The sequence below is a fragment of the Labilibaculum manganireducens genome, from assembly GCF_963665805.2.
GTDB lineage: Bacteria > Bacteroidota > Bacteroidia > Bacteroidales > Marinifilaceae > Labilibaculum > Labilibaculum manganireducens.
Map to the genome: position 1 here is coordinate 1,201,209 of NZ_CAXXEE010000003.1, position 25,906 is coordinate 1,227,114.

Sequence of the window (25,906 nt, forward strand, 5' to 3'; positions counted from 1 at the left end):
ATAAAGAGTTTTTTAGTGAGTGGATGTTTTTGGGGCTCCGGCGAGTTCACGCAATAAATTATTAGCGGCCAATTTTCTTTTAAGATTCGGGTGTTTTACTCCAGGTAAAATACTTCCTCTAAAGGAACTGAAACGGGGGAGTTGTCTGCATTGGTTTTCATTATATCTGCCATAAATTTCCACCATTTTTTAACAACTTCAGTTTGTCCTAAGTCTTGCGAGCCTCCGTTGCTGCTTAGCTTTTGAAATGCAAATAAAGTATTTGTTTCTTCATCTATAAAAATGGAGTATTCATTTACTCCAGCCTCTTTTAGTAATTGTTTAAGCTCTGGCCACAATTCACTATGGCGTTTTTTATATTCTTCTTTCTGACCTTCGTTGAGGTGCATTTTAAAGGCTAATCGTTTCATTTTTTATGGAGTCTTGTATTTGGAAATTAATTATTCAAAAGGATGTAATCATTTACCGGAAGTATTGTCCAGAAGATTATTCAGTGTTTTTTCAGATACTTTAAATGCAGTGCCGTGTCGAATGCCTCTTGGTAAATTAATTGATTCTGAAATATCTTCCCAATTTTTTCCATCAAGTGAACGTATGGCACCATATTTTTTGTCTCTGTATTTATCGAAGTAGATGTAAATGTATTTCCCAATTTTTAATGGAGTTGGTCCCTCTACCCAGGAGTTCCCCGAAATATTATCAGAAACCTTTCTTGGGAACCCATCGGCCAGATTTTTTGTGAAAACAATGCGTAAATTTTTCTCTTTAGGAACCGACATTTCATTTTTAATAACCATCATGTAGGTTGAATCGGTTTTAAGAATGGCTCCATCGATGACACTAAACCCCGGATCATAAAAGAGAGATGTGGGAGAGAAAGTTTTAAAATCAGTTGTAGTTGTGTAATATAGTCGGTGATTTAGCCCTTTTTCATTGCTTGTGGTTTCAATTTCCGGGAATTGTCCGGGAATTGTCGATGCCCAAACAATATAAAATAAATGGGATGCATCATCAAAAAATACTTCGGGAGCCCAGGTGTTTCTGGTTTCTTTCAAATGCTCCATTACAGGGATGTTTTTTTGTTCCGACCAGTGAATTAAATCTTTTGAGGAAGCGTATCCAATTCCTTGATCCCACCATCCTGTTGTCCAAACAAGACGAAAGATTCCATCCTTCCCTTGGGTGATGCTTGGGTCGCGCATTAAACGATCTTTACCAACAACCGGTTTTAATAATGATTTACCATCCTTTACTGTTTCCCATTGATGGCCATCGTAACTATAGGCCAGATGAAGCCCATCCTGACCATTGTTTGTGAAATAGGAAAATAAGTAAACGTCTTTGTGATTTTCAGAACATCCAGGCAAAAGGATTAAAAGACAGATGATTAGTTTGAAGAAATTAAAATTGATCATGAAAAATATAGTTATAAAAAATTTATTACAAGATAAATGTAAGGATAATTATAATCATGGATTATCATACAAACTCCTGTAAAAAATGCCGTTTTAGATGGTATTTTTATTTAATTGTCTATTTTTAATTTTTGTAGTACAGTTGTTGCTAAATCAAAGAAAACAGTATGTTCTTAAGGGATGATAAAATGAATAAAAGGCAAAATATTTTCATTGGAATATTTACAATTTCTCTTTTCTTTTCTTCCATGCTATGTGCCCAGGAATCCATACTATTTAGTCAGATTAGTACCAAAGACGGATTGCCTCAAAATACAGCCCGAAGCATTGTTGTTGATAATATGGGTTTTTTGTGGGTTGGTACTCTGGATGGTTTGGTGCGGTATGACGGAACCCGGTTTATAACCTACAAACCAGAACCCGGAAGACCCAAAAATATTACCGATCAAAGAATCAGAAGTATTCATGAAGACAAGGATGGTTTTTTGTGGATTAAAACTTATGATAATTCATTTAATTGTTACAATCCCAAATTGGAACGTTTTATCGAATTTAGTTACGAAGGAAATACAGTACCGCTTTTGTTTACTAATTATTTGGAAACCCAAAAAGGGGAGGTTTGGTTATGGGGCGATAGTGGTTGTGTTAAAATCGAAAAAAATATGGCGGGGACACCTGTTATTGCTTTTCATGCTGGATCAAATTCAAGCAAACTATCAGATAATAAAGTGAATTTTGTGTTTGCAGATTCTTTAAACAATGTATGGATTGGCCGCGGTTCGGGATTAAATAGAATTGATTCATTGGGCAATGCAGATGAGTTTTACAATCAGGAGAATCTTGGTGCTTTCCGAAAGGCGATGCAGTTAAATTCAATTGTTTATTTTATGTCCGATGATGTGATTTGTCGTTATGATTTGAAGAAACATCTGTTTTTAGAGGCATTTAAATCTTCGGAGCGATGTTCTCTTCGGGATATGGCACAGCTGAACAAAGATAATTTGATTGTTTCATCATTGGAAAAAGGATTGTATAAAGTTGACGTAAATACGGGTGTATTTTCTAAAAATCCTTTAGGTAGCTCAAACCCTATTATTGCGGCTCCGCGTATAATTGTTGATGCCAAAAAAGGCATTTGGGTGTATGATGATTCAGGACGGATGATTTATACCAATCCTATTACAGGCAAAACCAAAGAGATGCAGTTGATATCACCCGAGGTAGCCAGTGTTATTGATGATGGAAGATATAATGTTTTAATTGATTCGGAAGGAATTTACTGGATAACCACCTATGGAAATGGGTTGTATCAGTATAATGTGGAGAATGATGTATTAACCAATTATTTGTATGATAAAGTAGAAAACAGCCCGGCTTCAGATTATTTATTATCTATTGATGAAGATCGTTTTGGAAATTTGTGGATTGGCAGTGAATATGCAGGTGTTATTAAGGTTACCAGAGAAAAATTCGATGTAAAATATATTATGCCGGAAAAGGATGAATCTATTGTTGCAAGTAACAATGTGAAGGTGATTTTTAAAGACTCAGACGGTAAGATATGGTTGGGTACAAAAAATGGCAGTCTGTATATATATGATGATCAGCTAAAAAATCAGAAACGAATTGAGAAAAACATTAATCCCTATACCATAGTTGAAGATGACAAAGGACGGATTTGGGTAGGTACCAAAGGAAATGGTGTGTATATATACGATAAAAAATCGTATCAGCAATATCAACATTTTGTTAATGAGGAAGAAAAAGTCAATAGTTTGTGCAGTAATTCCATATTTGATATCATACAAGACTCAGAGAAAAGAATTTGGATTGCATCCTTTGGCGGAGGTATTGATTTGGTAGAGGAATCGGGGAACCGTTTTCGGTTTAATCATTATTTAAATAACAAAGGGAATATCAGTTTTGTAAGATGTTTACTGGAGGATAAAAAGGGACTTATTTGGGTAGGTACTTACGAAGGATTGATCTGTTTCCAGCCGGAGGAATTCATTCCGGATCAGAATGTATATACAATTTATACATACAATCCAGGACATCCGGAAGGTTTAAACTGTAATGACGTAAAAGCGATTTTTGAAGATAGCAGAGGCGAATTGTGGATTGGAACTGCTGGCGGGGGATTGAATTTATTTGATGCTGACAGTCCTGATAAACAGGGTTCTTTCGTAAAATACACAAAAAAGGAGGGACTTCCGTCAGATATTATTACCTCCATTTTGGAAAGTAAGGATAGTGTACTTTGGGTAAGTACAGAAAGTGGTTTAACGCATATAGAAAAAGGGAAGAATACCTTTTTAACTTATCAGTTTTCGAACAGTACGTACGGCGATTTTTATAATGAGAATGCCTGTTTATTAAAAGAAGACGGCGAAATGCTGTGGGGAACTTTAGATGGCATGTTAGTACTGAATCCTGCCAGCATTGTTGTCAATCAAACAGTTCCTTTGGTTCAGTTCACCGATTTTTTTGTGAATGATCAGCGAATTGAAGCGGGACAGGCTGATTCACCGTTAAAAGAGTCAATAAGTATTACAGATAAGATTGTGCTGGAACATGATCAAAATACTTTTACACTTAATTTTGCCTGTTTAGATATAACAGACCCTTCAAGAAATAAATATACATACAATCTGGAGCCTTACGATCAATATTGGAGTTCTCCAAACAGCAACAATTGGGCTACCTATAAAAATATGCCCAGTGGCAATTATAAGTTTCAGGTAAAAGGAGCTAATGCTGACGGCGAATGGAATAATGAGATAAGAACGTTTCAAATTACTGTTTTACCTCCTGTATGGAGAACGAATTATGCAATAGCTTTGTATATTCTAATAATTCTGGGAATAGCATTTGTAATTATTCGTTTTTTATTGCGAATCAGTTCGCTGAATAATGCTGTTAAAATGGAAAAACAGTTAACGGATTATAAACTACGCTTTTTTACGAATATATCACATGAATTCAGAACGCCGCTTACTTTAATTAAAGGAGCTGTTGAAAGAATGAATGATATGAAAGAGCTTCCTGCCGAAGTCTCTAAAAATGTCAGCTTGCTTAATCGCAATACGACTCAAATGTCGCGATTGATTGATCAGCTGTTGGAATTCCGCAAACTGCAGAACAATGTATTGACTCTAAATCTGGAGATGACGGATATCTCAGATTTTACCCGTAATGCGTACTATGCTTTTAAAGAAATAGCGTTTCAAAAAAATATAGAATACCAGTTCGAAGGGATCAATGGGAAATGGGATTTTTATATCGATAGAAATAAAGTTGAGAAAATATTGTTTAATCTGCTTTCCAACGCCTTTAAGTTTACTCCTGCAAAAGGAAAGATTACCTGCAGAGTAGTTAGGGATGCTCATAGCGGGAATTGCATAATAAGTGTGATTGATACAGGAGTTGGTATTCCCAAGGAAAAAAGGGAGTTTCTTTTTGGCCGTTTTATGAAGTTGAATACTTCGGCAGAAGGAACCGGAATTGGTTTGGAGTTGGTGAAAGAATTCACTGAAACTCACAAGGGCAAAGTGAAATACAGCCCAAATCCAGAGGGAGGTTCTATTTTTACGGTTGAATTACCTTCTAAAAAAGAAGTGTACAGCGATGTTAAATTTTTAGATGTTGTAGATGCCGCTGATAAAGAAGTGGTTCAGGCGGAGCACAATGAGGATCACGTTATTCAAAGACCCGTTAATCCGCATCATTGGAAAATATTGGTTATCGATGACAATTATGATATTAGGGAGTATTTGAAAGACGAATTGCAGCATCATTTTGATATTGAGTTGGCTGCAGATGGTAAAGAAGGATTGGATAAAGCAATTGAATTGAACCCAACATTGATAATCTGCGATGTAAAAATGCCGCAAATGGATGGTTTGGAAGTAACCCGAAGGCTGAAAGATAATTTTGAAACAAGTCACATTCCAATTATTTTACTGACTGCCATGTCCTCAGATACCATTAAGCTGCAAGGAAGCGAATGTGGTGCCGATGAGTATATTATGAAACCTTTTAGTTTTAAATATTTACTATCCCGGGTATATTCTTTAATTGATCAGCGGGAGAGGCTTAGAAAACGTTTTTCTGTTGATATTGAGGTTAAAAAAGGATTGTTAAGTCAGGGGAATAAAGATCAGGCATTTTACGATTTAATTAATGAAATTATCGATAAGCATCTTGCCGAGCCAAGCTTTACTGTAACTGAGTTTACAGAACTGGCAGGACAAACCCGCACCATATTTTATAAAAAGGTGAAAGGCCTCACTGGGTATTCGCCTAATGAATTGATTAAAATAAAAAGAATGAAGAGAGCTGCCGAGCTAATCATTGAAGATAAGTACAATGTATCTGAGGTTTCCTGGCAGGTAGGAATTGAAGATCCATTCTATTTTAGTAAGTGTTTTAAGGCACAGTTTGGCTGTGCCCCTTCAAAATATGGAAAGTAAAGATTATAGCTGAAATTACATGCTTAGAGTACGATTTTACTGGTAAATCCATAGGGTGAGAATTATCTTCGGAAAATCTTTTGATACAATATTTATGCTTTATGAATAAAATTTTATATGCGGTAGTTGTACTGATTTCGGTACTATCCTGTCAACAAAAAAAGACGGACTTTTACACCATTGCAGGATCTTCTTCCACAACAACTATCTACGTGAGCGGACAATGCGATTCCTTACTTCGCTGGGCTGTTAAGGATGTTGCTCAGTCTGTTGAAAGTATTACAGGAACAAAATTGCTTATAAAAGAGGCGAATGAACTTCCCGAAACAGAAATAGGGGGGAATTCGATAATAGTAGGTTTGTATACTGATGAGTTATTAAAAAATGAAAAGTTTATTGAAGATAAAGACTGGAAAGGCGTCTGGGAGCAGTTTCTGATCAAGCAGGACCGCGGAAAATTATTTATTGTTGGAAGCGATATCCGGGGAACGGTTTACGGACTTTTTGATATGGCTGAACGGATAGGTATTTCGCCATGGAATTGGTGGGCTGATGTAAAACCGCTGCCACGGGATGTTGTAAATCTTACTTTGCCTTCGGAAGGTATTTTGCAATCTCCGTCGGTGAAATTCAGGGGCATTTTTTTAAACGATGAAGACTGGGGACTTCAGCCTTGGGCGGCAAAAACATTTGAACCGGAAACCGGCGATATCGGGCCTAAAACGTATGAAAAGATTTTTCAGCTGCTGCTGCGTTTAAAGGCAAATACCATTTGGCCGGCGATGCATCATTGCACAAAACCATTCTTTGCCACCGAAGGCAGTAAAGAAATGGCTGGGAAATACCATATTGTACTGGGTTCGAGCCATGCGGAACCAATGCTTCGGAATAATGTCAGGGAATGGGATCAGCAAAAGAATGGGGCGTTTAATTATTTCAGCAATAGTAAAAATGTACAGCAATATTGGCAGGATCGGGTAAAAGAGACAAAAAATGCGGGCAATGAATGTCTGTATTCAATGGGCATGAGGGGAATTCATGATTCTAAAATGGAAGGCGCATCGAGTCAGGAAGAAATGATTGATATGATGCATACCATAATTAAGGATCAGAGAGATATGTTAGCAACTGCCTTAGAGAAATCAGTGGAAGAGATTCCTCAGGTACTGGTGCCTTACAAAGAAGTGCTGGATTTGTATAACGCCGGATTGCAGGTGCCTGACGATATTAGTTTGATGTGGTGCGATGATAATTATGGTTACATCCGAAGATTGAGCAGCAGGGAGGAACAAAAACGTTCCGGCGGAGCAGGTGTATATTATCACCTTAGCTACTGGGGACGGCCTCATGATTATTTGTGGTTGAGCACAACACAACCAGGTCTTATTTGGTACGAAATGACCCGTGCCTATCAAAACGGAGCCAAAAAGATATGGATTGCAAATGTAGGTGACATTAAACCGGCAGAGTACAACACCGAATTTTTTCTTGATTTGGCCTGGGATATCAACAGTATTAATTCATCAGGCGTTAAGGATCATTTAAGGGCTTGTTGTGCACGCGATTTTGGCGTTGAAAATGCAGATGGTATTGCTGATGTAATGCAGGAATATTACCGTTTGGCATTTTTGCGCAAACCCGAATTCATGGGCTGGAGTCAAACGGAACCAACCACCAAAACTCATTTGTCAGCCTTCAGTACCGATGCCAATGATAATGAGTTACAGCGGCGAATTGATGATTATCAGCAATTGGTTGATAAGGCAGATCGTGTAAAACAGTCCGTCAGTACAAATCTGCTGGATGCCTTTTTCCAATTGGTTGAATATCCTGTTAAAGGTGCTGCTTTAATCAATCACAAGTTTTTGTATGCACAACTGGCTGATTGCATTGCTGATGAAGATGATAAAGCAATATATCAGAGCAGGTCGCAGGATGCTTATCACAAAATTGAAGAACTAACAAATTATTATAACAAAGGCATGCTTTCGGGGAAATGGAACGGAATGATGAGTGCTGCCCCACGAAATTTACCGGTTTTTGCAATGCCTGATTTTAGTGCTGAAACAGTTATGAAAGACACAATGCATTATCAGTTAGATATAAAACCTGTTTTTATTCAGGCAAAGGATTATACCAATTGCAGAGGTAAGAATGATTATAACTGGCAAAGCATTGATGGTTTAGGCAACAGCGATGCTGCAATTACCCTTTATCCGTTATCAATTCATACTTTTGAAGGGGAGTTGCCCTTTGTCGAATATGAGTTTGAGATTGATCAGCCGGGAGAATATGAAATCGAAATTAGATGTTTGCCAACTCATTCTAACAATTTCAACCATGAGTTAAGGGTTCAGTTTGATGAAAATAAGCCTGAAGTTTACCCGTTAAATACCAAAGGCCGCAGCAATGAATGGAAAACAAATGTATTGCGGAACTTTGTATCGGTTAAAAGTAAGCTTGATATAACAAATACAGGCAGGCATCAAGTAAAGATATTTGTAAATCAAACGGGTATCGTGATCGATCAATTGGCGGTTAAGCAGGAAGCTTATCCTGCTTATTATGAAATTCCGAATAAGACGAATTAACTCTGAGCGAAACAGAAAGCAGCAAGTCTTTTACAGCATATGAATCTATGCGTGCACGGATCAATTATTTCTCAGCAAAATTAAGCGACAGAACTACAGCTTTTACAGCCGATCTGTCGCTCTTTTTTTTGTATTGAGCTATCCGCCCAAACCCGACTTCATTTTTTTTGCTTGATTTAAAAAGCGAAGCTGCCGAACAAAGTGAGACCAAGAACATCCTAAAAATTAAAATCGTGAATAAAAAAAATCAAGGATGCTTTTAAAATAACTTCCTTATTTATCTCACACTTAAGTGTGGCAGGGCGATTTTCGAACAAATTCTCAACTTCCCGGTCTTACTAAAGCGTCGAGTTAAAACAAAAGCTATTTAAAAAATGCCGAAAATGCATGGCGCATAAAAACGAGCCCTGCAACTATTTGTGTAAAGAGGAGAGAAAGAAGGGGTAGTATTTGCCACGACCGCTGCAGTCGTAGTACTATACCGGTAACCGTCGTGGTACTGTACCAACAACCGTCGTGGTACTATACCGGTAACCGTCGTAGTACTGTACCAACAACCGTCGTGGTACTATACCGGTAACCGTCGTGGTACTATACCAATGACTGTCGAAGGAAAAACTATAAAAAAAGAGGCTGCCTTTTAATAAGACAGCCTCATAAACATTACAAAATGGATTGACTACTATTCTTTAAAATCAAAATCCAATATCATTCTAATTCCTTCGTCACCTACTTTTATCCGGATATTTCCCGGCTGACTGTGAGGTCCCTGCATGGATATTGGTTTGAAAGATTGAATTGCTGGAATATCGTATAAAAATGAGATATCACCCGACGGGAAGACCGGCATTGTGTGTCTTCCTTCCATTCTTCCTTTAGGTTCTTCGGGGGTCAGCATTCGTAAGAATACGCCGTCGCTTTCAGAATATACCGTAAATGGAGCCTCATCAGACTGTATGGCAGCCCAATATAAATTGGCATGAAAGCCTTTGAATTCAGGATAAGTTAATCCGTATTCACTTTCTCCGGTAATTGTGTTGTTGTAATCTTTTTGCCAAAGATCATAATTGGTTCCTTTTACTCTGTTTTTCCAAACCCGGTAAGGACCACGGCCGAACCATTCCATTCCTTTCACTATTTTTTCGGGGTACGAGAAGGTCAAACCAAAATTATTTATTTCGTTGTCGGTAAATGCATCGTCAAAGCCTTTGCCTCCGCCAGCTCTGTTCAGCATAACAGCGTTCATATTTAAAAGTCCTTTTGCATCCATTGTCCAAACAATAGAATCGATACCACCCAGATATTTGGCAACAAACTGAGCGCTGTGCAGATTTTGTTTTGCATAGCATTCTTTGTACTGAATTTTCATGCCTACAGCAACAGGTCCATTGGTAAAAGGCACAATTCCTTTTTTGTTTTTTACCTGTAAAATCTGACCATTTTGCTGATTAAACGATACGGAGACTCCATTTGCTTCCAAAGTAGTAATACTGTCCGTTTCAGTAAGTTTTACATCTCCATCTGCGGTTTTACCTGCATGTTGTAATTTGAAGTATTCACCGGCGTATTTTACAGGCCAGCTCCAGTTGCAGATTTTATGCCCGGCAGGATCGAATGCTTCAATCTCTAAAACCGTTGCATCAAAGAAATCAGCCGGCAATTCCATTTTGGCAAAACCTGTTTCGCCAGGATCTATTTGTGGAAGAGAAACAATCCCCTTGCCTAAAATCTCTTTTTTAGATCCTTTTAAAGGAGAATTAATTTTATACAGTTGATAAGTCATTTTACAGTCCTTTAAATTGGTATAAAGGAATTTGTTCGATACTGTAAATTTACCATTAAACGAAGGGGTGATGTATAGCTTTTTGAACTGAATAGGAGCCCAAACCTCACGAACGGTAAATACACTGCCTTCTTTTTCCCGGTAAGGCCCAACAATACCGTCGGGAGCTCTAAAGTCGTCAGAGTCTAAAATGCCGTTTTTATCAGTACGTTTCACAGCATTATCAGCAAACGACCACATAAAAGCACCTGCAAATAATGGGTGAGAGGTCCAGTTGTCCCAAAAATCCTCTAAACCTGCACCAAGTCCCTGATCATACATTCCATGCATGAATTCGGTTGGCATAAATACTTTATAGCCGTTGGTCAATCGTGCAACCCCGGTTAAGTAGGCAGGGTAGTGGTGGGCATCAATTCCATTAAAGTCAGCCCATGGGTGAATTACATGTCGGTTCTGAGGATCGTAATCGGCAAAATGCTGATCAAGATCGTAGTTCCAGCCTCCTTCATTTCCATTGCTCCACAATACAATACATGGGTGATTTACATCGCGTGTCAGCATTTCTTTCTGCAGTTTTGATCCCACTTCGGTGTCGTAACAGTTTTGCCATCCGGCCAATTCATCTACTACAAACAAACCGATTGAATCACACATTTCCAGAAAGTGCTGATCCGGCGGGTAGTGAAAACGAACAGCATTAATGTTCATTTCTTTTAGTAAAAGAGCATCGCTTTTGCTGATTTCACGATTGGTGGTTCGTCCTCCTTCCGGATAAAATGAGTGGCGGTTGATCCCTTTCATTACAATTTTGGTATCATTCACATAAATACCATCTTTTGCCCTGAATTCAACCGTTCTAAAACCAATTCTCGACGACCACTCGTGCAAAGTTTTATTGTTTTGGCCGATTAATTTTAGGTGCAGTTTGTAAAGTTGAGGATTCTCAGGATTCCAGCTGATAACATCATCCCATTTTGTGCTGATGTGTTGTTTTTTGCCATTCTGAGTCAATGGAATGGTCTTAGACGCAAATTTTCCTTTTCCTGTTAAGGGTTCAATGCTGGCAATAATTTTACCTGATTTTATTTCCTCAGACAAATCAATGTCAGCCTGTAAACTCCCGTCGGCTTTTGCATCCAATGCCACATGATTCATTGCTGTTCGAGGTTTTGCCTCTAAATAAACCGGACGGTAAATGCCGCCGAAAGTCCACCAATCGGCTTTTCTTTCGGCGTTGTTGATGCTGTTGTTTGCCGAGTGTTTGTGAACAATTACCTTAAGATCATTCTTTTTTTCGGTAGTGATTTTATGGGTAATATCGTATGAAAAACGATAAAACCCGCCTTGGTGCATATCTCCGGCTTTTTCTCCGTTGATGAATACTTCGGTATCCGTCATGGCACCTTCAAAAACAATCGAAATTTGTTGTCCGCTCCATTTTTTTGGCACCTTAAATGAGTATTTGTAGGTGCCGGTTTCTTTCGAAGGTTCAACTCCCTTTTTCTTGTACCATCTGCCATAAGTGTATTCTCCAAAGCCCTGAAGTTCCCATTGCGAAGGAACTTCTATCTGACTCCATTTTTGGCTGTTTTGACCAGCCGAGCAGTAAAAATCCCAGGTAACAGTATTTCCCAATCCAGTTCCTGATAAATATTGCCGTTCAGTTTGCTGTCCCGTTGCGCAGAAACAGGTTAACAAAAGCAGGTAGGTAATGAGTTGATGTTTCATGTGGTATGTATTATTGTTTGATATTAAGCTTGTCTTGGAAATGTTATGAGTTATGAGTTGTGCCCAAGAACCTGCAACATATAACTTTTTAGCTAATCTAATTGTTTTCCAAATCTATATTCTTGTTATTTTCCAGAGATAAAGTATCGTTTGATTTTATCTTAAAATGTTCACATTTCCAGTTTTTGGCATATTTGATTACACCTGAATTTTCACCTTGTATTGTTACATTGCTGAAATTAAAGTCTTCAATAGTACTGCTTTTAATTCCAACAACATTGATACAGCGTTTAGCTCCGGTGGCTTTAATATCGGAGAAGGATATGTTTTGGAACTTTGGAGTTCCATCCTTAGGATCAACATAAGCCAGCATTTTTTTCCAATGCTCAGGCAGTGTTTTATTCTTGTATTCTTCAGGAAGCAATGATGTGCTGTAAGCCGGATTCCAGTCCAAATCAACAGACAGAGGATATTTAACCTTATTCATGGTGATATTTGCCAAATGAATATCCTCGATTTTGCCTCCCCGTTGAATCGTACTCTTAAAACGTAAACCAAAAGATGTGCCTTCTGCTGTTAAATTGTAGGCAACCACATGTCTGATGCTGCCTGATGTTTCGCTCCCGATTGTAAAAAGTCCGGCTCCCATACCAGCATAACAATCTCTGATTACAATGTATTCACAAGGCCGGTTTACCCGAAGACCATCGCTGTCGCGTCCTGCTTTTAAACAAAAATTGTCATCATTGCAATTGATATTGCTGTTTTGAACCAAAATAAACGAAGAGGAGTCAATATCCACACCATCAGTACTTGGTCCGTGCCCCTCTATATTGTTACTAATAGTAACATCATTAACGGTTACGTATTTCGAGTACAGAATATGAAGACTCCAAAAGCCCGGCTGATACAGTACAATTCCATCAATAGTGATGTTTTCAGAATCAGATATTAGTATTCCCCGAGGTCTTTCACAATCGTAATCTACAATCCAGCGAAGTCCTTTGGGTTCATATTCCCTACGCATGTTCCAGTATTTATCCCAAAACACTTTTCCTTTGCCGTGAATTGTTCCATTTCCTGTAATGGCAGCATTCTTTTTGTTAATAATATTAATGAGTGCAGCCGGCCATTTCATCTCAATTCCTGCAACACGGGTATCAATTTGTTTGTAATCTTCCAGATTCTGACTCCCGGTCAGCATGGTTCCTTTCGGAATGTTGAAATTAACGTTGTTGCCGATAAAAAGAGATCCTGTTAAATAAACACCGGGTTTAAACGTTACTGTTCCTCCTCCGGCAGCTTCTGCTTCATCAAGTGCTTTTTGAATGGCTTTGGTGTTTAAAACAAGTGCATCTCCAACAGCCCCGTAATCTTCAACACGAAACACGGTTTTCTGATCTGGAAAAGTGTGGCTGCCTGCATTTTCCATCCAGGTAAATTTAGGGATTGAAGAATTATTCTGCCCCAATGCGCCAAATCCGCAAAGTAGGAGTATGATAAATTGTAATGACTTCATAGGGTATTTAAACTTTAATTCGAAAAGTTAACGGGTATTAATTTTACTTCACTGTTTAAGCCGGCAGGCATTGTTTTCCAATTTGCGTAACCTGTTTTTTTGTAATTAAGGTCAACGATATTAATTTCCTTGAAAATACGCCATTGAACTCCTTTTTGATCTAAACTTGCGATATGATTGGCTGGTAAACCTGTTACCTCTATTTCTATTGCATTAAGACCGTTTTTAAGGTATTTGCCAACAGAAAGTTCGTAGGGTACCGACCAGAGTGTTTGAATATCAACATCATTCAGCCTTACTCTGGCTGTTTCTCTCACATCACCCAAATCAAGAATCCAGTCATCAGCCGTTTTTTTATTTACCGTAAATGTTGTTGAATATACGGCTGTACCCATATTTTCTTTGACCTCAGGAATCTTTAGATCGGTCCAGGGAACTAATTTTGGAATAGCAAAGGTGTCGGTGACAGCAGGGATGCTCTCTTTAAAGAATATTTTCCAGTTGTTGTTCAGCACAAATGGACTTCCTGTTTCTTTAAGATAAGGCCAGTTTTCACCCGTAACGTTTGTCGAAAATGTTTGGAGTATCAATGATTCTCCGGATTTTAACTGCAGCCTTACTTTTGTTTTATCATCGGTTTGTTTTATTTGTGCTTTTCCTTTTTGTCCATTGATTGGATTGAAAAACACGACAGATTCAGCTTGCTTCGGTAAAGTAATCCAGCTATCTGTATCCTCAGCTTTAAGTGCAGAAACAAAATAATGATACCCTTTGCTGTTTTTCCTGCGAATGTATTTAAGATCCGCTTTTGTTTTAAATTCTTCAGCAACAACTCCGGCAGCAGCAAGTGTGTTTTTATAATCCGTTCCGGTAATTATTTTTCCTTTCGAAAAGGAGCTTACCATGGTTTCGTTAAAGTCAACATCAGGTAGTTGATCACTGAAAGTAAGAAATTGTTTTCTTCTGTTTTCCAGATTTCCATATCCGGGAACATCTTTAGGGTAATTACCCATGAACACAATTTGTGCGCCTTGTTTGGCCAGATCGATCAGTTTTTTAATAACCTCTACCGGCATTTTATCTACGGCAGGAACAATTAAAGCTTTGTACGAAGTTCCTCCCGATGTAATTAGATGTCCGTCTTTAAATTCGGTACTGGTGATAAATGAATCCGAAATATAGTCCATGTCATAGCCGGCGTCACTAATTTGGTTGACTACATGAATAAATTCCGGAGCACGTTGTTTCATTTTATGGATGTCGAACTGCAATAATTTACCGTCCACTTTGTGCCACATATCGTAAACAGGTAAATAAACCAGAAAATCATTATCGGGTTTACCTATTTGCAAAAACGATTGTACGCGTGATATATATTTAAAAAAGGGTTTTGCATCGCGCCACAATGGGTTGGTTGGACTCATGTCCACCGAAGCATAAAATTTCCATCCCGGCCATGCAGCCTTAGCCGGGCTATAGGTTGTGCCGTGAAAGTAAACGTGATTAACGCCTGAAACAAACATCAAATCCAAATCGGGTTTACACTGAGAGAAAGAGGTTCTGAAATGCTCGGTAAGCCATGTAAATGTTTCTGATGAAGTATACTTTTTTCCTGAAATATGAGCTGCCGACGAGGCGTACTTTAACATGGAAAAATCGGAGTCGTTATGACGTGTCAAAGAATCTTTACGAAGACCTTTAATGTGAAAGTCGGACAATCCAAATCCTTCGCATTCGGGAACATCTACTGCGGCATAAATATCAATTAAGTTAGCCGGCGAACCGTGTGCCTGATTCCGCGTTTTACTATTCAGCTTGTGTGCCCACTCAGTCCAGGGCTTGGTAAAGTTTTCCAATAATAAATTCGAAAGTGTTTCCCTGTAATCCGAAACGATTCTTGCTGTAGTTTCGTTTCGTGCTGTATCTAAAAATTGAGGAAGATAATCCTGCAGTTTATAGCCCTGCATTTGTTCAAATTCAGTTAGAAAGCCTGGAGTCCAGTCTGCATTATATACTTCATAACTATCATTAAAAAAGTAATTGGGAACAGGCGCACCGCTTTCGTTAAAGGCTTTCGTAAATTTACTCAGGTATTTCGCTGTACTTTCTTTCGAGAAATGATTCAAAACCAAACCTTTGCCACCAGGAGCCGCTCTTTTAACCTGTTGGAATGTGTTTCCCTCGAAAAGAGCAATTAATGTCCATTTACCAACAGGTGCTTTCCAATCAAGCTTTTGGTTGATCACTTTATCTGTCAGGTCTAATTTTTCACCTGTTTCGGAAAAAGCCATTAAACTTGCCAGTCTTGCCGTTTCTGCCTGCTTTTTCTCTTCAGGAACAATCAATTGATTGAATTGTTGTCCTGTCGATAATTTAAATTCCTTGATTAACAATCGACCGGCAGCATCTTTTAGCCCAACATCAGGTCCGCCAAATGGCCAACCAGTTCCGGTATTCATATCGATATTTATCCCCAGTTTTTCAGCCTCCTTTTGGGTGTGAGAATATAATTCCATCCATCTGTTTGATAAGAAGTCAACTTCATTGGAATCATTTCCCTGAACACCATAAATTGGTGTGATCTCCAGGGAACCTAGTCCGGCATCAGAATACAATTCCAGATTTCTCGACAGGTTTGCTTCATCAACAGCACTGCCCATCCACCACCACCGGGTTCCGGGTTTCGTGTTCACAGATTCTTCGGGCCATTGAACATCCGACTGGCAACGTACAATTAGAAAAGGAATTAAAAGCAGAGTCGCTAATTTAGCTGTGTTTTTACGGGATAAGAACATGGTTCGCTATGTCTTTAAGGTTTTGTTTTTTGATTTCTGCTGCTACTATTTCTGCAATTGCTGCAGCTCCGGGAGCCTGAAGGTGTGTATCATCCTGAGAACCATTTGGTCGGATTGAATCAACACCAGCTTCTATCCACATGTACAATTTTTTTGAGGGTTCATCACCCATCATGATAATCAAATCCCTGGATTTAAGCCAGGTATCAATTAAAGGAATGTTTAAAGAATCGGCCAATTGACGGGTAATGGCTGGATATCCTTTTAACCGATCATCAAGTAAGCCATTGTCTTTAAAGGTTCTCATCACAATTGATGTAGCCAGAATTGGCCGGGCTTTTTTTGCCTGTGCTTCCTTCACCATAGTAATCAGATTTCTTTTGTAATCAGGGTAGGAGGCATGTCTTTCCGGTTTTGATGATGCATCGTTGTGACCAAATTGTATGATCACATAATCATTTGGTTGAAGAGAATCAACTACTTCTTTCCATCTACCTTCTGCCAGATAGCTTTTGGTACTTCTGCCTGCTTTCGCCTTGTTAACAACAGTAACGTGTTCGTCGAAAAAACCGGGCAGCATCTGTGCCCAGCCTCTCATTACGGTTTTTGTTGTGTCGTAGCTTTGAGCTGTTGAATCGCCTGATATAAATAGACGAACGTCTTTTGGTTCTTGTGAGCAGCAAACCAAAAGGAATGTGCTTATAGTGAGTAATGATATTGCTTTAAATTTCATGTTTTTACTGATTTTTTATCGTGATTTGAATGTGCTTAAAAAACTTCTTGAATTAGCTTACTGATCTTAAGGATTCACTAATTTAATATCTACCGGTAAATTACGATTACAGGATATTTGATTATTTACAAATTTTAATTCTCCAACCTGTATGGATGATCTTCTGGTTTCATAATTGTCATCATTTACGCCTTCAAGTCTTCCCGGATGAGTAAAATAGAAAATGTAAGCTCTGCCATTATTGATTACTACATCAGCATGACCTCCTTTTACCTGATCATCTTCATAACATCCGGGTTTATCCAATATGTTTTCCTTTTGAAGATGCCAGTTTTGCATGTTTTTGGAACTGAAAACAGATAATCCATCCCATGAATCAATTATCATGAAATATTGGTTTTGCCAGAAGAAGACAACAGGGCCTTCGCCGCGTTTATTTCCTACAGCCAATCCTTTGTCCTCCCAATTGTACAGGTCGTTGCTTTCGGCATAGTAAATGGATTTATTATTTTTCTCATTGTTGTAGTACATTCTCCATTTTCCGTTTGGAGCTTTTACAACTTCAGCATCAATTACTTTATCTGAAGCCAAATTTAGCTGAGATTCAAATTTCCAGTCAATCAGGTTACTGCTGGTCAAATGAATGATGTGGCGGGGATGATTCCAATCGCTGAAAATTCCCGGTACAACAGTCAGGTACATGTGATAAATCCCGTCATGTTCTATTACTTCCGGAGCCCAGTAAGTTGTGCTGTCACCACCATAATTAATGTTTGCATCGGCGCGGTATTTCCAGTTTAGTCCTCCATCTTCTGATTCTGCAATACCAATTGGTGTTCCGTGTACCCAGTCAACTCCATTTGTATTTTCCAGATTGGCTCTTCGGTTGGTATAGAACATGAACCATTTTTGTTCTTTTTTGTTCCATATTACAACCGGATCTGCAGCTCCGTCAAATTTGGGATCGCGGTACAAAGGTTTTGATGCCACCTTAGTTGGATTGTCAATGGCTTCTTTTTTCATATATTTTTTCAGGTCGCAATTTTCGAGATTATATGTGGCCTTGGCAATTGTATTTCCGTTCGTTATTGCTCCAATGTATGAAGTGTGTACATTGTCTTTATAGTAGGGTTTAGTGGCCTCCAGACCTATTTTTTCGTATTCTTTTGCACAAAGATCGTTGGCATCGATATAGCAAACGCCTTCGTCTTCTGCGGCCTGCTTGGTCCATTTGGCATAAGTGTCTGTTACACGCACCATTTTACCATCTTCCCAGTTGTTGCGTGGTGTGTGAGCCAAGGCAATTACTTTTACACCATGAGCTTTAGCTTGTTCAATATAATGACGCATGTAATGACCAAAAGTATATACAGTTTCCGGTCCGCCGGTAGCTTCCATGGTATAAGTTTTTGATTCTTCGCCAGCTCCTTTGATAGAAGCCCGGGCGCGTCCGGTATCAAAGGGACCGCCATCATTGTGACCAAACTGAATAAACAGGTAGTCTCCTTCCCGTAAGCCTTCCAGCACATTTTGCCACAATCCTTCGGTTAGGAATGTTCTGCTGCTTCGGCCCCCTAATGCATGGTTTTCCACTGTAATTTTTGATGTATCAAAAAAGCGATCGAAAAAACTGGCCCAGCCCCATTGACCTAAATCACCTTTGTCCCGGCCATTTTTTACTGTTGAATCACCAATTACAAACACAACCGGTTTTTTTCCTTTACGACTACTGCCTGCTTTTTTATATGGCGGATGTCTTGGATCACCAACTTCAAAAATGGGTTCCGAATAGGGTAGTGTTTGTCCGTAAAAATGAATTGCACTATCGTTCATTTTAGGAAACCAGTGATTGCATAATTCGATCATTTCAGCACCAGCGAGCAACATTGGTCCGTATCCGTGAGCGGCAAAAGCACTGGTTGGACGATAATAATAGAATGCCGGATCAAATCCCATTCCCGTTCCTACGCAAGTACCTTCAACTTGTCCTTTCGGATTTATTTTTTGAGAAAGAGCATTCCATCCCAAAGTAACTACAGGACCGTATACTCTTGCATTTAACCATCCCTGATTGATACCGTGAGCAATTGCAAATACGTAAATTGCACTTGCTGAAGTTTCCAGGTAAGAATCGTTTTTATCTATTAGTTGGTGCCATAAACCTTGTCCGGATTGATACTGAACCAATGAACCAATTTGCTGTTGATAAAGATCCATGATCCATTTTCTATCTTCATTATCTTTAGGCAAAACATCCAAAGCTTCGCAAAGGGTTAGCAAAGCCCAGCCATTGGCCCGCGCCCAGAAAAATGTTGGTTCAGGTTCTAAACCTTCAGCCCATCCGTGACGAAAAAGGCCTTCGTTTTCAACAAATAGTTTATCTTTAAACAGTTTGATTTGTTTAACGGCTTCCTGAGTGTATTTGTCATCATGCCTGTATTTTCCCATTTGCAGTAAAGCGGGAATACTCATGAATAGATCATCTAACCAAACAGTATTATACAGCGGACGTTTGCGTGCAAATGTTCCATCTTTTAAGCGATATTGGTGGTACATGATATAATCGATGTAGTTACCGATTAAAGTATCTAATTTTGAAGAGGTTTTGTCGAATGTTGATGTTTTGATCATTGCTGCACAGATGGCGCCGGCATCATCTAAAGCTTTGGGTTGTAAAACCTTTGTCATCAAAGGATCAATCGTTCCAACTTCATCCAATTGTTTTTTGAAATAAGGAGCTGTTTCTGCTAAAAATGCAAATCGGTTCCGTGCATAATTCAAATACGTTTCATTATCAGTTACCTGGGTCATGCGCAGCATAGCCGCATAGGTAACTCCCCATTCGTATGAGGTTAATCTAAAATCTCCTTTTTTTAATTGACTGTATCTGTCGATGTTTTCATACTTAGTAATAACTTTTTGACTTTTTGAATCAATTATACCAGCCGGAGTAACCTGCTCCAGATAATTTACAATTGTTTTAAGTTGATTTTCAATTTGATCTTTGTCTGGAGCCTGATAGTTTATTGGGTAATCAGGTTGTAAAAGATGAAGAGGTGTGTTTGCATCATTAAATTCCGTTTTATTTGTGACGTTGGATTTTCTATTTTTTCCAGAGTTAGATTTCTTCTCCTGAGCATAGGAAAGAGAATTTAACGAAATTATAAAAATGACAATTAAAAATTGTGCTAAAAAAGTCTGATGTTGTGTACTGCCAAATGAGAGTTTCATTGCGAATATTTTATAAGCTGTTATCTGTTATTACTTACATCAAAAGTAGAGATGAATAAATTGCAACAGATGTATATTTTTCCGTATTCATGTCAAATCATCCATATTTGGAGATGTATTCGCCAAGAATGTATTTAATATAGTGGATATTGCTATTCGGAAGAGCCTGGCAATTTATTTTTGTTGGAATAATCAGAGTAAAAAAAAATCACTAAACGGGAACAGATTTGAACCGGTTTAGTGATTTTAATAGTTTAGGATTTATTAGTATCCTGGGTTTTGCAAAGCGTCTTGTTCTTCTTGAGTTAAGTTTGATCCATCCTCATGAAGTAAACCATCAATAAATGATTGTGGTATCGGACGTAAATAGTGTTGCTCTGTAACATTTACCGCTTCAGAATTAAAAGCTTTTGCGCGTTGTATAAGTGTTTTGGTTCGACTTAAATCAGCCCAGCGTAAAAACTCTCCGTATAACTCTCTTGAACGTTCATCAAGAATGAAATTTAACATACGGTCATATTCGCTTGTAGCTCCTATCTTATTTAATATATCTTCATCTTCTTGAGGAAGTGTAGTATAAGAAGCTATTTGTAAGCTTGTTGCTTCTGTAGAGTATGGAATGTTAAGTGATTCGTAGTAAGAATTACTATTGGTATAAGCATCAAAATCTTCATCTGCGCCACCATTAGCAGCCTGAGCACCATCAGTATGGTGTTCACGCAATTCACCATCGTTAAATTCAGCACGGGCGCGTAATATATTTACTACATCTATAGCATCTTGATATTTGCCCTGACGTACCAGTGCTTCTGCTTTAATTAGGTACGTTTCACCTGTTCTCGCCAAAACACCATCTCTATTTCCGCTGGCTTTAATTGCTGTACGTGATCCATCTTCGTATTTACTAAGAGAAACGTAACGATTGTTTCCCCATTTTTGAGCTACCCAAGCACCACCAGCATAATTAACAAAAGTATTAGGAACTACTTTGTTGGTAGCAGGATCTACATAACTGAATGAACCATTCCCTAATTGAGAAGCATCGAATCGGTTGTCATCTTTATCATTAATGATATATATAACTCCTAAATCGCCGTTTTCAATACCATATTCATTGTCTGCACTTGCTTTATTAACTCTGTATTTTGTTTTGAATGATTTCCAGAATCTAGAATCGTTTTTACGATTGAATAAATTGCATCCATATTCGGTGGTTCTTAAGCGTTGAAAATCTAAACCTCCGGCAACAGTTCTTGTCATATATGGAAGATTAGAGTATTGCGATAGAAAATAACAGTAAGTTCTGTTTTGATATCTTCCTGCTGTTGAAGCTCCGGCGTTAAATTGAGCAGCCATAAGGATCTCAGGTAACATTTCAGCATCACAGTCAACACCTGTCCAGTCCCATAAATCGGCAAAGTTATTAGCCAATGGACGTTCAGCAATTACATAATCAGCTAGTGTAATAATTTGATCTAAATCAGCAGCCTTATAAGAAGTATTCCAATCTTCATTGCGTTCAGAGCATCTCAACAATAAAGCTTTAGCTAACATGTGAGCTGCTAATGGTTTAGAAAAAGTTCCTTTTCCTCTAAATTCGGATACAGGAAGTAATTTGTATGCTTCTTCAAGATCCGATACAATTACTTTCATGCATTCTTCAGCAGAACTACGTGTGTAATTACGTTGAACGGCAGTTTTTGATTCTAAACTTAGAATTACACCTCCGTATTGTTCTACAAGACGCATGTAGTTATACCCACGTAAAAAGTAAGCTTCACCAAGGCATTTATTTTTTAAGTCGTTATCTTTAAAGTATTCTGCATTTTGAATTAAAACATTGGCACTGTTAATACCAAAATACATTTGATCCCATAAAGCTTGAGGTGAAGGATAATTTTTGTTTGCAGCTCCGGTAACATAAGGTGCTAAACGTGAATCATAGGTGTTCCACATTTCGCTGGTAAGATCGGTTCCACTAGAAAACTCATCAGTTCCATAATTAGTTGTACCATATGCCCATTCATATGCAAAATGGTAACGGATATTGGCATATAAGCTTGTCGCTAAAGCATTAAGACCTTCTTCCGTTTTATAATAATCCATATTATAACTGGTGGTCATTTCTTCATTTAGAAAATCCTCGCTACACGATGGTGCCAAAAAAGCAGTAGCAATTAATCCTAAACATATATTTTTAAATTTACTCATTATCATCAGATTTTTGTATACTAATTAAAATTTTGACTAGAAGTCAATATTCATCCCAAAAACAAAACCGCGGTTATATACAGAACTGTTGGTATCCATATCTTTAAAATTGATATCCGAGAAAATATTACCTAGGTTTTTGGCCTGTGCATATACTTTCAGGTTTTGGATTTTTAATTTTCGTGTAATTTTAGATGGTATATTATACCCCAAAGAGATAGTACGTAATTTTAAGAATGATCCTGAACGGTATCCCAGAACTGAAGAATACGCATCTCCGCCAGCTTCATTGTAAATAGGTTTTTGATATTCTGCATCTGTGTTTTCTGGTGTCCAATAGTCAATTTCACGTTGATTATATCGTCCAATTTGTGATTCTCCTTTGGTTGATACTTGATAGCCAAGCCTTCCGTACATTAAAATATTAAGTTCTAATCCTTTGTATTCAAATGTATTGTTGAATCCTACAGTCCATCTTGGGTTTTTGTTTCCAATAATAATTCTGTCATTTTCATCAATCACATAGTCCCCGTTTTGATCAACTGGTCTTGCTTTTCCTACTTCAAAATCGGCACCGTTAGCATTGAATTTTTCCATTTCAGCAAGGTCTTCTTTTTGCCAAATTCCATTACCATCAATACCATATAGGACGGATAACGATTCTCCAATAAACCAAGTATTACCAACCATATCTTGTTTGCCGTAAGCTAACTTTGTAATCTCATCTTTTTGCCATGCAGCATTGATATTTGTACACCATTTAAAATCTTTCTTAGCGATGTTTACAGTAGTAAGCGAAATATCAATTCCTCTGTTTTTAGTTTCTCCGACGTTAGCATATGTTGTTGCATAACCTGATACTGTTGGTATTGCCATCTTCATAAGCAAATCAGTTGTGTGAGATTTGTACACATCCAAAGCACCACCAACTCGGCCTTTAAAAAATGAAAAGTCCACACCCAAATTGTATTGTGTAGTCATCTCCCAGCCAAGTTCTTTGTTTGGCATTGGGATAAGGTCTTTATTGTAGTTTGGTTCGTTAATAGAGTATGCTTGTTGGTTATCTTGTCCTCCAAAAGGAACAAAAAACGACGCGATATTTCCAAGTGTTTGATATGGATCAATAGCAGAATTTCCTGTTGAACCAAAGCCTAATCTCAATTTAAGTTGATCAACAAAGTTATTGTCTTCCATAAAACTTTCTTGATCAATGCGCCATCCAAGGGCAGCAGAAGGGAAAAATGCCCATTTGTGTCCATCTGATAATTGTGATGCACCGTCCCATCGTCCGGATACGGTTACTAAGTATCGATTGGTGAATGAGTAATTGAACCGTCCCATGTAAGAAGTTAGTTGTCTTTCAGATAAACCTGATCCAATACCCACTTTCGAGTCAGGATTTGTGGCATCTAAAGTTCCAAAAGCGTTCCATAGAAAACTCGGTTTTTCAATGTTTTGCCCACTCATTGAACTTGATTCAATATTCCATGAAGAAGCTGTTTGCAACAATGTTGCCCCAACAGTATGGTCTCCAAACGATTTATTATAAGTTAACAAGTTGTCAAGAGTCCAGGAAAAATCCCGTTGGTTTTTTAATCGGGCATATGATGTACCGCCTAGACGATTTACAGAATTACCATCGATATAAACACCTTCGCGCCAGTTTCTGTAATCAGGCCCAAAATTCATTCGATATTTAAATCCATCTAATTGATCGATGATTTTGCCAAAATCCAGTTCACCATAAAAACTACCCATAACTCTGAACATTTGGCGTTGTTGCGAAGATTGCTCAGATTCACCAATAATAGTGTATACATTTCCATCTCCTCCCGGAGCAATTATACGATTACCTTCACTATCGTATGGCAAAGCATAAGAATAAATTCTTTGCGCCGCGTTGTAGATGCTATTAGGTCCTGAACTGGAAGAACCACCCAAGGTTGACATTCCGTAATCTTGATTACTCCAAGCGGCATTAATAGAGCCACCCATACTAAACCAATCTTTTGGTTTGATATCAATACTTAGTTTAGTTGTATATCGCTCATAGTTTTGTCCAATTTGTGTACCTTCTTGGTTTAGGTAACCAAATGATCCATAGGCTTTCATCTTTTCAGTACCACCACTTGCACTTAAAGTGTGTTCGTGAGTAATTGCAGTTTGTGAAACGTAGTCGGTCCAGTCTTTCGAAGCAACTTTTGAACCATCCCAAGTACCACCTTCCCATCCTTTTTGGATATTTGCCCAAGCTGTTGGATCTGCATCACTTAAAAATATGATCTTATCATTTTCCAAAGTGGGTTGATCACCGCGAGGGAAACTTTCTGGGTTGTTGTTGTAATAAGCCCAACGACGCCAAGTTAGATAATCACTGGCATTCATCATTGGAGCTTTATCTACAAGGTTCTCTATGGTTAATGTACCAGAGTAGTTAAGAGAGAAAGCTCCGGTTTTACCTTTTTTTGTGGTAACAAGCACTACACCATTAGCACCACGAGATCCGTAAATTGCTGTGGCAGATGCGTCTTTTAATATATCTATCGATTCTATGTCTCGTGGATTAAGAGTCTCAATTGCACTTGATGACATCAAAGGAATTCCATCTACAACATATAAAGGTTTATTAGCACCCGAAACAAGAGAGCGAACACCTCTAATTGTTATAGATCCAATTTCACCCGGACGCTCGTTTGAAGTAATGTCAACTCCTGCAGCCTTACCCTGTAATGCTTCAAAAGCGTTGGCAACAGGTCTGATTGTTAAGTCATCTGCGTCAACTCTAACCATTGCACCTGTTACATCGCTCTTTTTTTGTACACCGTAACCAACTACAACTAGTTCGTCAAGATTTGTAGTTTCTTCAGCTAAGGTGAAATTAATTACTGATTTTCCGGTAACGGGTACTTCTTGAGTTGAAAAACCAATAAAACTTACGGTTATTGTTGCATTTTCAGGTACTTTAATATGGTAATTTCCATCAATATCGGTTATAGTACCATTTGTTACCGATCCCTTTTCTACGATAGTGGCTCCGATTATGGACAGACCTGTTTGATCTTTAACACTACCTGTAACGGAAATCGTTTGTCCTTGTGCGCAAACGTTGACGTTTCCAGCCATAAAAAAACAACTTGTAAGCAGTGTTATGAAAAACACTTTAAATTGTTTTCTTTTTGATTTAAATAAATTCATACTACACTAGATTTAATTAGGTTCATAAAAACTTTTTAATAGATTAAAAATTGAGTTACTAACTAGCTTTTTTAATGGCTGTAAAAATAAGGTGTGCGTACACGATAGAAAATGGAAAATAGTACTAAAACATGTATTTATTTTGATGCTTTGTTGTTGTGGATGATATTCTAGGTTTGTGTATAATTTTCCTTTTTTTCAGATGTGCTATGTGATACATTTGGTGATAAAAA

Annotated in this window: 11 protein-coding genes; 2 read left to right on the plus strand and 9 right to left on the minus strand. The window is 38.1% G+C overall.

From position 1 onward, the window contains the following. Window positions 1-95: 95 nt before the first annotated feature. Both rhaM and ACHZAX_RS04630 read right to left on the minus strand, forming a co-directional pair. Window positions 96-410 carry an L-rhamnose mutarotase gene (gene rhaM, locus ACHZAX_RS04625; protein ID WP_320018201.1) on the minus strand — a complete coding sequence of 105 codons (315 nt, stop codon included), beginning with the start codon at window positions 408-410 and terminating at the stop codon, window positions 96-98. Between the two features lie 48 nt (window positions 411-458). Further along, entirely contained in the window at window positions 459-1,415 is a 957-nt protein-coding gene (locus ACHZAX_RS04630) for a glycoside hydrolase family 43 protein (protein ID WP_320018202.1), read from the minus strand. Window positions 1,416-1,603: 188 nt separating this feature from the next. On the opposite strand from ACHZAX_RS04630, the gene ACHZAX_RS04635 reads away from it, so the two are divergent. After that, window positions 1,604-5,887, plus strand: coding sequence for a hybrid sensor histidine kinase/response regulator (locus ACHZAX_RS04635; RefSeq protein ID WP_320018203.1), 4,284 nt, complete (start codon window positions 1,604-1,606; stop codon window positions 5,885-5,887). Window positions 5,888-5,988: 101 nt separating this feature from the next. Then, window positions 5,989-8,478, plus strand: coding sequence for a glycosyl hydrolase 115 family protein (locus ACHZAX_RS04640; protein WP_320018204.1), 2,490 nt, complete (start codon window positions 5,989-5,991; stop codon window positions 8,476-8,478). Between the two features lie 682 nt (window positions 8,479-9,160). On the opposite strand, the gene ACHZAX_RS04645 is transcribed toward ACHZAX_RS04640, so the two are convergent. From ACHZAX_RS04645 to ACHZAX_RS04675, 7 genes are all read right to left on the minus strand, one after another. Beyond that, window positions 9,161-11,989: a glycoside hydrolase family 2 protein gene (locus ACHZAX_RS04645; RefSeq protein ID WP_320018205.1), complete on the minus strand. Its 2,829-nt coding sequence runs from the start codon at window positions 11,987-11,989 to the stop codon at window positions 9,161-9,163. A gap of 97 nt (window positions 11,990-12,086) precedes the next feature. Next, window positions 12,087-13,508: a glycoside hydrolase family 28 protein gene (locus tag ACHZAX_RS04650; protein ID WP_320018206.1), complete on the minus strand. Its 1,422-nt coding sequence runs from the start codon at window positions 13,506-13,508 to the stop codon at window positions 12,087-12,089. 14 nt (window positions 13,509-13,522) lie between these two features. Beyond that, the gene (locus ACHZAX_RS04655; RefSeq protein ID WP_320018207.1) at window positions 13,523-16,303 is read right to left on the minus strand and encodes an alpha-L-rhamnosidase; all 2,781 of its coding nucleotides are present in this window, start codon (window positions 16,301-16,303) and stop codon (window positions 13,523-13,525) included. Then, the gene (locus ACHZAX_RS04660; protein WP_320018208.1) at window positions 16,287-17,036 is read right to left on the minus strand and encodes a rhamnogalacturonan acetylesterase; all 750 of its coding nucleotides are present in this window, start codon (window positions 17,034-17,036) and stop codon (window positions 16,287-16,289) included. The genes ACHZAX_RS04655 and ACHZAX_RS04660 overlap by 17 nt, the downstream gene beginning before the upstream one ends. A gap of 66 nt (window positions 17,037-17,102) precedes the next feature. Beyond that, window positions 17,103-20,267, minus strand: coding sequence for a glycoside hydrolase family 88 protein (locus ACHZAX_RS04665; RefSeq protein WP_320018209.1), 3,165 nt, complete (start codon window positions 20,265-20,267; stop codon window positions 17,103-17,105). 264 nt (window positions 20,268-20,531) lie between these two features. Next, window positions 20,532-22,478 carry a RagB/SusD family nutrient uptake outer membrane protein gene (locus ACHZAX_RS04670; protein ID WP_320018210.1) on the minus strand — a complete coding sequence of 649 codons (1,947 nt, stop codon included), beginning with the start codon at window positions 22,476-22,478 and terminating at the stop codon, window positions 20,532-20,534. A 36-nt stretch (window positions 22,479-22,514) separates the two neighbouring features. Continuing rightward, window positions 22,515-25,673 (minus strand): SusC/RagA family TonB-linked outer membrane protein, encoded by a 3,159-nt coding sequence (locus ACHZAX_RS04675; RefSeq protein WP_320018211.1) that lies wholly within the window; start codon window positions 25,671-25,673, stop codon window positions 22,515-22,517. Window positions 25,674-25,906: the final 233 nt, after the last annotated feature.